This is a genomic window from Terrimonas ginsenosidimutans, assembly GCF_022012415.1.
Lineage (GTDB): Bacteria > Bacteroidota > Bacteroidia > Chitinophagales > Chitinophagaceae > Terrimonas_A > Terrimonas_A ginsenosidimutans.
In genome coordinates, this window is record NZ_JAKLTR010000012.1 from 229,793 (window position 1) to 242,117 (window position 12,325).

14 protein-coding genes are annotated in these 12,325 nt (G+C 45.7%); 1 reads left to right on the forward strand and 13 read right to left on the reverse strand.

The window, feature by feature from the left end:
• Nucleotides 1-51: 51 nt before the first annotated feature.
• The 8 genes from LZZ85_RS18660 to LZZ85_RS18695 form a co-directional block, all read right to left on the reverse strand.
• Entirely contained in the window at nt 52-819 is a 768-nt protein-coding gene (locus LZZ85_RS18660) for a DUF1223 domain-containing protein (RefSeq protein WP_237874862.1), read from the reverse strand.
• 332 nt (nt 820-1,151) lie between these two features.
• The gene (locus LZZ85_RS18665; RefSeq protein ID WP_237874863.1) at nt 1,152-1,910 is read right to left on the reverse strand and encodes a LytR/AlgR family response regulator transcription factor; all 759 of its coding nucleotides are present in this window, start codon (nt 1,908-1,910) and stop codon (nt 1,152-1,154) included.
• Nucleotides 1,891-2,922 carry a sensor histidine kinase gene (locus LZZ85_RS18670; RefSeq protein ID WP_237874864.1) on the reverse strand — a complete coding sequence of 344 codons (1,032 nt, stop codon included), beginning with the start codon at nt 2,920-2,922 and terminating at the stop codon, nt 1,891-1,893. Before LZZ85_RS18670 ends, LZZ85_RS18665 begins: the two co-directional genes overlap by 20 nt.
• Before the next feature lie 105 nt (nt 2,923-3,027).
• On the reverse strand, nt 3,028-4,077 hold the full coding sequence (locus LZZ85_RS18675; protein WP_237874865.1) for an alpha/beta fold hydrolase: 1,050 nt from the start codon (nt 4,075-4,077) through the stop codon (nt 3,028-3,030).
• Nucleotides 4,078-4,254: 177 nt separating this feature from the next.
• On the reverse strand, nt 4,255-4,647 hold the full coding sequence (locus tag LZZ85_RS18680) for a winged helix-turn-helix transcriptional regulator (RefSeq protein ID WP_237874866.1): 393 nt from the start codon (nt 4,645-4,647) through the stop codon (nt 4,255-4,257).
• A 123-nt stretch (nt 4,648-4,770) separates the two neighbouring features.
• Complete coding sequence (locus LZZ85_RS18685) at nt 4,771-5,511, reverse strand: SDR family NAD(P)-dependent oxidoreductase (protein ID WP_237874867.1); 741 nt, start codon at nt 5,509-5,511, stop codon at nt 4,771-4,773.
• A gap of 161 nt (nt 5,512-5,672) precedes the next feature.
• Nucleotides 5,673-6,086, reverse strand: a complete 414-nt coding sequence (locus LZZ85_RS18690; RefSeq protein WP_237874868.1) for a hypothetical protein — start codon at nt 6,084-6,086, stop codon at nt 5,673-5,675.
• 49 nt (nt 6,087-6,135) lie between these two features.
• Nucleotides 6,136-7,083 carry a heme-binding domain-containing protein gene (locus tag LZZ85_RS18695; RefSeq protein ID WP_237874869.1) on the reverse strand — a complete coding sequence of 316 codons (948 nt, stop codon included), beginning with the start codon at nt 7,081-7,083 and terminating at the stop codon, nt 6,136-6,138.
• Between the two features lie 337 nt (nt 7,084-7,420).
• Between LZZ85_RS18695 and LZZ85_RS18700 the strand changes: the two genes are divergently transcribed.
• A complete protein-coding gene (locus LZZ85_RS18700; RefSeq protein WP_237874870.1) occupies nt 7,421-7,855 on the forward strand; it encodes a DoxX family protein in 435 nt (144 codons plus the stop codon).
• A 156-nt stretch (nt 7,856-8,011) separates the two neighbouring features.
• On the opposite strand, the gene LZZ85_RS18705 is transcribed toward LZZ85_RS18700, so the two are convergent.
• The 5 genes from LZZ85_RS18705 to LZZ85_RS18725 form a co-directional block, all read right to left on the reverse strand.
• Entirely contained in the window at nt 8,012-8,983 is a 972-nt protein-coding gene (locus LZZ85_RS18705) for an aldo/keto reductase (RefSeq protein WP_237874871.1), read from the reverse strand.
• A 72-nt stretch (nt 8,984-9,055) separates the two neighbouring features.
• Nucleotides 9,056-9,625 (reverse strand): Crp/Fnr family transcriptional regulator, encoded by a 570-nt coding sequence (locus LZZ85_RS18710; RefSeq protein ID WP_237874872.1) that lies wholly within the window; start codon nt 9,623-9,625, stop codon nt 9,056-9,058.
• Nucleotides 9,626-9,849: 224 nt separating this feature from the next.
• Nucleotides 9,850-10,752 (reverse strand): helix-turn-helix domain-containing protein, encoded by a 903-nt coding sequence (locus tag LZZ85_RS18715; protein ID WP_237874873.1) that lies wholly within the window; start codon nt 10,750-10,752, stop codon nt 9,850-9,852.
• On the reverse strand, nt 10,749-11,111 hold the full coding sequence (locus tag LZZ85_RS18720; RefSeq protein ID WP_237874874.1) for a hypothetical protein: 363 nt from the start codon (nt 11,109-11,111) through the stop codon (nt 10,749-10,751). The genes LZZ85_RS18715 and LZZ85_RS18720 overlap by 4 nt, the downstream gene beginning before the upstream one ends.
• Nucleotides 11,112-11,273: 162 nt before the next feature.
• Nucleotides 11,274-12,056, reverse strand: a complete 783-nt coding sequence (locus LZZ85_RS18725; RefSeq protein WP_237874875.1) for an SDR family oxidoreductase — start codon at nt 12,054-12,056, stop codon at nt 11,274-11,276.
• Nucleotides 12,057-12,325 lie beyond the last annotated feature (269 nt).

Below are 12,325 nucleotides of genomic sequence, written 5' to 3' on the forward strand. Positions count from 1 at the left end.
AGTCGGCAATCGCTGATCAAAAACAATCTGCCCAGCGATAGATCATGTTAATCAGATAGTAATCCGCTTTGCAGCATAGATCACACCGGTTGCCCGGTCCTGGAGGAAGCCGATCAGTTCCCACTCATTAATATTGAAATCCCGTGGCAATTCCAATTTGAACTGATTCTTTGGAGCAACATCGATATCAAAACTGTGCAGCCTCCGAACAATTTGCGAGTGAGATAGCGTTCTTCCTTTATTCTCGCCGGCCTTTACTCCGCTCGTCGCATGCTTCTGCACTACGGCGATCATCAGCTTAAGATGACTCCGCCTGCTTTCAACCTGGTAACTGGCTTTCAACGAATCATTTTCTATCGATGCGGTAACGGAGAGAGAACCGGCCGAAGATGTTGCCAGCGCTTTGCTGATCGCGATATCAGCTGCCTCCGCATCTGACCCTACAAACTCGGTTGTGCCATTTACGATCACCTGTGGTGTGTATACCTGGTCTGCAAATCTGCGACTGTATTGGTATTGCCTCTCTGTAAAAGCGGGATCACTAAAAACATCTTTCCACCCATTCCGGTCCCAATAATCAACATGATAGGCGAGTACATATACCGGCTTGTCTCCTGCAGACTGCTGTATCCGGTTCATCAGTTCATCTGCAGGCGGGCAACTGGAACACCCTTCTGAAGTGAAAAGTTCGAGGAGGGCAAAGCCGGGTTCAGGAAAAGCCGGGACTGCTTCGGATGTGTCAGTTTTGTTTGCAAATAAAAGCCCCGTTAATACCAGAGATGTGATAACAATGATAAAGGGAATTCTGAATAGTTTCATCTTGTTGAATTTATTTGACACAAAACTATTTATGCGCGACGTTCCCGATCGGGTTGAATCCCGTGTAGTGGACATATCGGTCCTTCAATGGGAAATAGGGGCGGACGAAATTCAACGTCGGTCATTGAAATGATCAAACAAGATGTCTTCATGATCGGAACATGCCCCAAAGTGGGCAAAAATGGTTCCCGCAGACGAACGCGGATAAGAAAACCGCAGATGCGCAGATAAAGTCTGTTCGTAAGAGAGCTATCTGCGCATCTGCGGTTTTCTTATCCGCGTAATCTGAGAGAACCTACGCCACTCAGCGACCAAAATAATCAACACTTCTTTTATCTGTCTTCCATCCATGACAGAAAACTCTGTGATTTCTCTTTATTGATCAGTAAAACATCCGGAGTATCCACCGTCAGTTTCACAAATAACTTCCGGAGGAAATAATGCTCCACATCCCTGATCGCTTTGAAATTTACAAGGTATTGCCGGTTAACACGGAAAAACTGTTTAGATGAAACCAATGCCATGATCTGATCAAGCGACTGACTGATCGCAAATTTTTGCTTGTCGAAACACTGGATCCACGTCCCCTCATTCTTTACATAAAAGAAAGCAATATCTTCTGTTTGCACAGTGGTATACTTCTGATTATGAAAAACAAGAAAGCTCGTTTTGCCGGAGGGTGTATTCAGTTTAGCCAGAAGACCATTCAGATCAGGCACCACCTGTTGCTGGAAAAAATTTTTCAACTCATCTACTTTGCTGAAGGCGTCGGCAATATCCTTTTCTGAAAATGGCTTCAACACATAGTCCACACCATTTCTCTTGAAAGCTTCCAGTGAATATTCATCGAAGGCAGTGCAAAAGATCACCGGGCAGTTGATCTTAACAGATTTGAAGATCTCGAAAGAAAGCCCATCTGCCAACTGAATATCCATGAAGATCAGATCGGGCTGTGAAGACAGCAACGCTTCTACAGATTTCTCCACACTTTGATACTGGCCAGTGATCTTTGCACCAGGGCGGAGCTTCAATATCATACTCTCTAAAGACCGTGCTGTTTTAAGTTCGTCTTCAATGATGACTATGTTCATAAATTACAGGAAGTTTGATTTGAAAAATATTGCCGTCGTTCAGTACCTCCACCTGCCGGCTCAATAAATGATCATATCGTAGTTGTATATTCTTCAGGCCCACGCCAAGCGAATTACCCTCACCCGATCTCAAACGGATCCTGTTCGCCATCACAATTTTATCCGCTTCGTTATACAACCGGATCTCCAGTGGTTTATCCAGCGACACTACGTTATGCTTTATGCAGTTCTCCACGAGCAATTGCAGGGTGAAGGGAGGAATGAGCGTATCCATTACTGTTTCGTCGAGATCATTCTGAAACCTGAATCCACCTTCAAACCTTGCCATCTGTAGAAATAAATAGGCTTTAACGATCTCCATTTCTTCATGAACAGGTATCAGGTCCAGCTTACGGCTTTCGAGAGTGAACCTGTAAAAATTGGACAGCTTAAGAATAAAATCAACACTGTCCTTATCGCTTGTTTCAACCATTGACTTCAGCGTATTCAGGCTATTGAATAAGAAATGAGGATTCACCTGTTGCTTAAGCAGTTCATACTGCGCACCAAGATTATCACTCCTCATCCGCTCCAGTTCCATATTGACTGTTTGGTTCTCATAGTTCTGTTGCACGAGATGAAGGAACATATAGAACACAAGATTGATCAGAATTCCCCGTACCTCCACCATCAGCATCACCGGACCAAAATTTATGTGCGACAGTATCAATTGCTGGATCCATGCCAGGGCAAACATCACCACCATACCGAACAACAAACTTTTGAACAGGCGGGAGTACGATATGGTTTGCCTTGTTTTGCCATCCGGCTGCCTTGTCAGAATGAAAATATTGAAATACCACATCACCAGTGCAAATGCCGTGGTAATCCCTGCATTCACAGCTGCCTCCAATGGATTAAAATGAAGAGCGGCTATCTGGGGAACGGATGATAATAATCCGATAAAGACCGAACTACCCCAGATAATTCCGGGGGAGATCTTTATCTTTCTAATGATACCGGTTTCATTCATTTCATTTCAGTTAAAGTCATTCATTTTGCACTCAAATATAAGCGGCATTCATGCGTCTCTTTTCATCGCTGTCAAAATAAGCCTGAATAGCCCAGGAGGAAGCAGTTACTTGTGTGTCATCGATATCGCTTCCAGCACAGCGTCTGCAAATGCTCCCGGTACTTCCTGCGGCGGATTATGCCCCACCCCTCCCGTCAACGTGATATGCTTGTACGGGCCCTTGAAACGGCGCGCATAGTCCGCGGGATTGGGATGCGGAGCTCCATTAGCATCCCCTTCAATAGTGATCGCTGGTACATGGATATCCGGGAAGGCAGCCAGCTTCTCCTCATACAGATCGTACTTACTTTCTCCATCAGCCAGTCCAAGCCGCCAACGGTAGTTACTGATCACGATCGCTGCATGATCGGGATTTGCCAGCGAAGCGGCAGAGTGGTTGAACGTGGCATCATCAAAATTCCATTTCGGAGAAGCCGTTTGCCAGATCAGTTTTGCAAATTCATTGCGATTCTCCATATATCCTTTATAGCCACGGTCTGTGGCGAAATAATACTGATACCACCAGCTCAACTCCGCCTTTGGCGAAAGGGGTTTCTGATTGGCTTGCTGACTGCCGATCAGGTAGCCACTCACAGCTATCAGCGCCTGGCATCTTTCCGGCCATAAAGCAGCAATGATATTGGCTGTTCTGGCGCCCCAGTCAAACCCGCCAATCACCGCACTGCGGATCTTCAACGCATCCATCATCTCAATGATATCCGCCGCGATGGCCGATTGTTGCCCATTGCGCGGAGTAGCTTTTGAAAGGAAAGTAGTGGTGCCATGCCCCCGCAAATGAGGAACAATCACGCGGAACCCCTGGGCGGCCAGCAATGATGATACATCGGTATAACTATGGATATCATACGGCCAGCCATGAAGAAGTATGATAACAGCTCCGTCGGCAGGGCCTTCTTCTGCATACCCGATGTCCAGTATTGAAGTTTTTACCTGTTTTATACTGGCGAACTCCCTCAAAACTGGAAGCGTCATAATATTTTTTTCCGTTTGTACTTCGTACGACGCATGCAATGCTTTAATTCCCAGCAATTGTGTTGAAGCTGCACCGAGGGCCGCGAGACTTAAAAACCGGCGGCGGTTAAAAATGTTCTGCATATCCATGTCTTTAAAAAATGGTTGATTTGTTTTTGCTGACCCTGCGATCAGCGTGATAAAACAAATGTAGTCATGCCTTAAACCTATGGAATGAACTGATCTTCCGGAACGGACAAATAAAGGCGCTGACTAGACGATCAGGAAGGTGAACCAGCCAGCCCCGGGAGGATCATCGCACTATTTTTTTACCGCACGCATGGTCTTCTTAATTCTTTCCCGATGCATTTTACCCCAGATGATCATTTCAAGGATGATCGCGCCGAAGGATAAGCAGTAGTCAGTCTCCGAATATTCGACGGTAACAGTCGTATCTTCTGTAACAGTCCGCCTGATCAACTGATTCGCCTCCATATCTTTTAACTCACGGGAAAGCATCCTCGTGGTTAACCCGGGGATGCTTCGCTGGATATCCCTGAAACGCCTGTTGCCTGTACAGATAGAGTTGATGATCAGCAAGCGCCATTTGCCGCCGATGGCATATATCGTATCCTGCAAAGCCTGCACTTCTTCTTTCTGGTTTCGCGGGTTAGATAAAACGATGCCTGCTTTTCTGATTTGATCTTCTGTCATTGCCATAATTAGAATATCTGTTGACCACTAAGTTATCGGATTTGTTCTTCAAACGGGAATGCGCAGGCATTTACCGCCTGCGCATGTCTGCGTTCAAGAAGATTTGCATACAGCCGCGATTTGTTACAGGCTCATGCCTCCATCGATCACCACCTCGGCTCCCGTGATAAAGCTTGCGTTGTCTCCGGAGAAATAGCTGACCAGTTTGGCCACATCTTCCGCGTTACCGATCTTCTTTAGCGGGATCCGGTCGATCATCCAGTCGTCCAGGCCCTTCCTTGAAGCTTCGTCCAATCCGAGTTTGTTAAGGATCTCTGTTTGCGTCGGCCCCGGGCTCACTGCATTCACACGGATCTTTCGCGGAGCCAGTTCTTTTGCGGCGATCTTCATTACCGCATTCAGTGCCGCTTTGCTGGATGAATAGATCGAGGCATTCATACCATTCATACTTGCCACATTGGAAGAAAGGAACACGACGGATCCCCCATCATTGATCAAGGGAATGAATCTGCTCAGTGTAAAAAAAGCCCCCTTGAAATTCACATCCATCACATAGTCGAAATCAGCTTCAGCCGCACCTTCGATGCCTGCACCTCCCAGTACACCGGCATTGATGAACAGTATATCGATCCTGCCAAACTTCTCTTTCACCTCGCCGGCCAACTGCTCAATAGCGTTAACCTTTCCCTGGTCCGCAACAAAACCTGTTGCACCTATTTCTTCCGCAGCTTGCCTCACTGCTTCTTCGCGCCTTCCGGTAATGATCACTTCCGCTCCCTGCGCTCTTAGCTCTTTGGCCGCTGCATAACCAATACCACTATTACCTCCAGTTACCAGCGCGATCTTTCCATTTAATGTTTTCATTGTTCTTCTTATTGATTTTTGTAAAGGTAAAAACGGGATGGTATCACTTTTATACCAGTATCATCGATGATACCAGTTTGGTGGCTGTTAAATTCTTTTATATCGCCAGGCGTAGGATTTCCGCGGATCATTGTACGCTCTCTACCTAACCACTAAGCCTGTCACGGATGAACCGCAGCAGGCTGACCCGTCATGAACCTGATACGGGAAGTCTCATCAACCCCTTCAGTCATCAACTTCCCATTCCCGCTCCGCCGCATATAATCAAAGCCAACTCCTCCTTCTTCCGTAACAACAGCCGTTGCATACTCAACGCATAAGATAGCTCCATTCATGTTCGTTCCATACCAGTGTGGCATGGGTCTTTGATCGGAAGTCACCATCACATACTTTTCTCCTGCCTGGTGTTCTCTTTGAACATTCCCGGCAAAAGCAGCCGCCAGTTGATTTCCATAAATGATCGAGATCGTTTTGTTCTTGTTATTGATCAGCGAGGTAATTACCTGCATGCCGTCCTCATGATGCAGGTATTCAGCAGCAAGAACAGGCCCGGCTTTCTGTTTGCACGATAACATAACAAGCACTAAGGTTAAAGCAGAAAATATTTTATTCATGATCGTTAACTTATTTAGTTGGAATGTTGAATACAAAATCATTCTCTGGCGCGAGTAGCCGGTGACAGTTGATACAGGTTGTTTGGAATATGGCAGAAGCCCCGAATGGTTTAAGCTGAAGACCATCGAACTTTGCAAAGCCCCATCCTTCTGTGGAAGAGAACCGTTTACTATCCTTGATCATCAGCTGAACGTTCTGAAAATTTCCGGGAAACACATTACCTAAGCTATCCTCTAGATGCTTACCCCATACTACTTTGACGATTTGCGCGCCGTCCGGGAAAGGCAATTTATTTGCTGCAATGGCATTCACCATAATATCATTCCCGTAAACAATTCTCATGCTCCCTCCGTCATATTTGTCCGTAGTACTGATGATCTTCCAGTTTTTGTAGTCGTCTGAATATTCGATCCCGTTTGCTGATACCGGAACGGCCTTCATTAACTGTTGGATCTGGCTATCAGGCAAGGCTCTGGCAATGGCCATCGTGTCCACTTTATGCCTGCCCGGAAGTGTGTTGACGTATCGTTTCAGGATCTCCAGCTCTGTAGTGGAGACAGCTGCTTCAGGATGCATTCGCAGGTATCGCTGCAAAGGCATTTTCCTTTCCTCGATGGCATTCACCATTTCCCAGAGCAACAGCTCACGCACTACTGGCGGATTTCTTTCCCATTCAGAAAAGTTGAACCGCGACCGCCCTTCGTTGATATCATGCGAAACCAGGTATGACACCGGTGCGATCCGGTCAAACCATTCTACCGAAGAATTATTCGAATGACAATCGAAACAGGCCCTCTTTAATATCGCCATCACATCAGCAGGCAAAGCGATTTCGCTGGTTGAAGGCGGATTCTTTATTGATGGAGAAGTAAACTGAATGCCGGCCAGGATGAATAAAATGGTACCGAAGACCACGACCAGCTTTTTCTTTTTTACCGTTAGCCCTGACTTTTTCATGTTCGTGCGATCAGTATTTTATTGAATGATCTGCATAAAATTATGCGCATGAATCACAAAAATTGACAGTGATCTGGCGATCCGGACAAATCACGGGCTGAAATGGACATTCAAAACCTGCAACAGTAATGAGTTACCTCACAGAGCTTCGCTTTATATAAATGTTGACCAAGATGAAAGCTGATCCTGCAATTCGTTCAACAAAAAACATATCAGCAAAGGCCCTGACAGATGAAGTGTCTGCCTCACCGTCGCAATTGTCCGGGTCAGAAAGTTTGTCCTGTTCTCCTGTTTTTCTTTATCGCAGTTTTACACCATCATCTTAAAAACAAACAACATGACAATCAAAACAACAAAAGCAATTTACTGGATCAGCGCGGCACTCATCTCATTATGGTTTGGAGCAAGCGGCTTTTTCGAATTAACAACAAATCCGATCGTGTGGGAGATCACGGTACAATTGGGTTACCCGGCACACTTCATCTATATCCTCGGCGTGGCCAAGTTAACAGGTATAGTGGTATTGCTAACACCAAATAAATTCTTACGATTGAAGGAATGGGTATTCGCGGGAATTTTCTTTGATATCATTTTTGCCTTCTTCTCCAAACTGACTGTACTTGGAGTAGCGGCAACCGGAGATGCGATCATTGCGTTCATCATAGCCAGCACGGCGTACCTGATGTTCCGTAAACTCTACCCCGCAAACTATGACAAACTACAGGAAGGAAAACAGGTGATCACGAACAGCGGCGCTGCCCGGACAGCGTAAAGAACTGAACACAACTGAATAGGTTTCGATTCGGTTTCTCCATTGATACATTGAATATCATTTCCTGTTACTCAACCGATACAGGCTGAAGTAACAGGAAATGTTTGTTGATTGGAATAGATACGCAGAGTACTATCTTCACTATTCTTTCGTCCTCTACTTCCCTATCTTCTCCCTCAACTGGGCCGGGTATCGTTCACCTGAAATTTTGATGACCGACAATGCAGCAGCCATCTCCTCCAATTCATCAGCCGACAGTAAAACATTTACGCTTCCGGTATTCTCCTGCAAACGATGCAGCCTGGACGTACCGGGTATGGGAACGATGAACGGCTTTTGTGCCAACAGCCACGCCAACGCGATCTGTGCCGGTGTAGCTTTTTTTCTTCCCGCTATTTCAACCACAAGATCAACCAGTACCTGGTTTGCCGCCCTGTTCTCTTTACTGAACCGCGGCAGCATGTTCCTGGCATCAGATTTATTAAATTCCGTATCGGCGTTAATAGTGCCGGTCAGATAGCCTTTACCCAGCGGACTGAATGATACGAAGCCGATTCCTAATTCTCCCAGTGTGGGAATAATGTCCGTTTCCGGTTCACGGAAAAACAACGAGTATTCGCTTTGCAATGCAGTGACCGGTAAAACAGCATGCGCCCTTCGGATCGTCTGCGCGTCCGCCTCGCTCAAGCCAAAGTGTTTCACCTTTCCCTGTGCGATCAACTCTTGTACCGCGCCGGCAACTTCTTCAATCGGAACAGCAGGATCAACACGATGCTGGTAGAAGAGATCTATGTGATCAGTCCTGAGTTTTCTTAACGAAGCATCTGCCGTAGCCCTGATCGTTTCCGGACGGCTATCCAAACCCAATTGGATATTTCCCTCCCGGAATCCAAACTTGGTGGCAATGACAACTTCATTGCGGAACGGCGCCAATGCCTCTCCCACCAATTCTTCATTGTTTCCATAAGCCTGTGCTGTATCAAAAAATGTAACGCCCTGTTCGAACGCATCACGTATCAATTGGATCGATTGTCCCCTGGATGGTGCATCCGGAAAGCTCAGCCCCATACACCCGAATCCGATCGCAGACACTTTCAGTCCACTGTTCCCTAATGTTCTTGATTTCATTTCTATTGATTTAAGTCCCGCAAAGGTTGATCAATAGCTCAGGAAATCATTTGCCATATGGCAAAAAGCGTTCTACCGGATATTTTTCCTGATCCGGCTTAATGATGATTGCGTAATACCAAGGTAAGAAGCAATGTACGCTAATGGCACACGATTTAGTAAGGCAGGATACTTGTTAATGAAATCCAGGTAACGCTCGGTCGCGTCCTGGGAGATCAGTTCACTCCTTCGCTCAATTTTTTCACGATGCGTCTTAGCGGTTATTTTCTGAACAATATTCTCCCATCCAATGATCGTATCGTTGATCTCTTTCCAGTCTTTTTTGGAGAATACAACCAGGTGGCAGTCAGTAATAGCCTGCAAATAAACTGAAGGGATGTAATGCTCATCAATATCATCACCGGCAAGGATAAGATGATTTTCATCAATAAAATAACGGGTGATCTCCTCTGCTTTATTATTGTAATAACAGATGCGGATCACTCCTTCAGTTAAAAATCCTATCTGCCTCACCATTTTCCCGGCTTCCCAAAAATAGTCGTCTTTCGACAATTTTAAAGAGGTTGCCTTTTTGCTGATAAGATCTATCTGTTGTTGGTTCAGGCTGCCAAATTGAAGTAAATAAGATAAAAACTCTTGCATACGGCAAAACTACTGTTTGTAATTGACCTGCTATTTGTCAAATGGCAAATAGCGGTGGAAGTATATTCATATTTTCGCCGGTTTGGGATTTATTCAAGCATGTATTGCGTAGGTTCCCGCAGATCACGCAGATCTATCCTCACAAATAACGCCCTTTCCTTTACCAAAGCCTTTTCCTATTGTGAAGACAGATCTGCGTGGTCCGCGTGAACCCGGTATTTCGATCAGTTGAACAACTGCCTGAATTGCAGCGGCGCCATCCCGGTTTTGCTTTTGAACAACTTACTGAACGATTGCGAGTGTTCAAATCCCAATTCATACGCGATCTCGCTCACCGACAGATCCGTTGCAGAAAGTTTTTCTTTTGCTTTTTCGATCAGCTTCTCATGAATGATCTGCTGTGTCGTTTGCCCCGTATGCTGCTTCAGCAAACTGCCAAGATATTTGACCGAAAGATGGAGCTTGTCCGCAACATACTGAACCGTAGGAAGACCACTTGACTGTACATCTTCATTACTGAAATAGTTCGATAACACCTCTTCCAGGCGTACGAGGATCTTACTATTGCTGATCTTCCGGGTAATGAACTGGCGCTCATAAAAACGCGTCGCATAAGTGAACAACAATTCCAGTTGTGCGATGATCACCTGCTGGCTGAATTTATCGATATTCGAATGATACTCCTGCCTGATATTCTCCACGATCCTGTTGATCAGACTCTCTTCCTTATCCGAAAGAAAAAGTGCTTCATGAGTAGCATAACCAAAATATTCATACTGTTTGATGCTCTTCGCCAGCGGTGTGCCCCATAAAAAATCCGGATGTATGAATAACATCCATCCTTCAAGGTTGTGCGGAACACCATTGTCTTCTCCTCTTAATACCTGCCCCGGCGCCATGAACCCCATCAGTCCCTCATCAAAATCGTATTGCTGCTGACCATAAAAGAGTTTATCACATCCCCTTTTCATTGAGACTACATAGAAGTCAAACGTAACAGCCGGTATATCCGGATGATTTTTCAAGCCTTTCAGATCCACGATCCCCACGAGCGGGTGATGCGGCTTGGGGAGGTCCATCAGGCGATGAACTTCCGTTATCGACTTTATCCTGTAAGGCTTACTCATGATGTAAATTTTAAATTAAAAGGATATTTCAACCAGATCAATAACAGCGGCATAGCCAGGAATGGAATTTCTATCAACGCCATTTTATGATCCCCCGCTTTTAATGACAATGCCATTATCAGCAATATGGTGATCGCATTCAGCAGATTGCTGATAAAAAATGTCTGGGGAAATAAAAGCATCAACCCGGTAATGATTGAAAATACGCCGAAATAAGGCATTACTGATCTTGATACACCAAGATTGGCCATCATCTTCGCCTGTTCCGCATTAGCAGGTTGAAACGCATCCCAACCATGTTTCAGGCTAAGTGCCAGAGAAATGATCAGCAACGCCGAACCAATTATCGTTTTTATCATCGTATCCAGTATTTAGTGAAGAATTCATTTCAAATTTACTCGATGACCATTAATGCACCGAATACATCACAATCCCGTTGTTATTGATCCGGTAGCGAATGCTTCCGTACGAAGCACGCATCAGGTATTTAATCCCGGGTCAATGTCATCGAAAGAGCAAAGTCATTTATTCTTTTGTTGTTCCCTGAACTTTTGAAATTCCCTGTGCCCGAGCCTGATCAAAAGGCCTGGAGCGATCCTGCTCGCCGCTTTGATGATCCTTATCAGGAATGGCCTGATCTCCGCTTGATTTTTGCGCATCCCTTTAACGGCAATGTTCACCATTTTATCTGCATTGATCATCATACCCGGGTTGGGTTGTACCACCCAATCATTCTGCAGGTTGGTATTGACGCCTGGAGGTATCAATTCCATCACTTGCACATTCGTCTTTTCCAGCTGCAGTCGCAATGCCTGTGTATACGCACGTACACCGGCTTTTGCGGCACTGTAAACCGGGGCGGAGGAGTATGGCATAAAAGCGATGCCAGAAGACACATTGATGATCGCAGCGTTTTGCCGGGTAAGGAGATGCGGTAAAAACTGGTGCACCATCTGAATGGTCCCGGACAGGTTGATCCCGATCTCGCGGGTGATATCTTCGAGATCCATCGACGCATCCTGCAGATCGATCAGCCGCATTACACCCGCGTTGTTGATGAGGATGTTAAGCGCAGGAAACTGCTTTATAACATCATTATATAACTCTTCGATATCGTCCGGGCTGCTCACATCACTTCTAAAGGCGTGAATTCCCGGAAACTTTTTCCTGACTTCGTTCAACATATCAGGGTTACGACCGGTAATGATGACGGTGGCTCCGATCGCGGTAAGTTGCTTAACGAGTTCCAAACCAATACCGCTAGACCCGCCGGTGATCAGGATCGTGCTGTTTTTCAAGTCCATGTTTCAAACTTTTGATACAGCAAAGCTCCCTCCGATCACGGTAAAGATTGTAGCCGGAAATCGGAATATTGTAGCTAAAAGGTTGTTTAGCGGCCAGTTGACCGGCAGATTGATTTTTAAAAAGGAGATCATATACAGAACATCTGCTACGTATCGGATGCCCGGATAATGTCATTAGCTAATCGTTACCCAAACTGTATCTCACGATTTCAATCCAATGTCGTTTAGTTAGAAGCCCCGAAGGAACGCGGCGGACGATACGCGGAGAG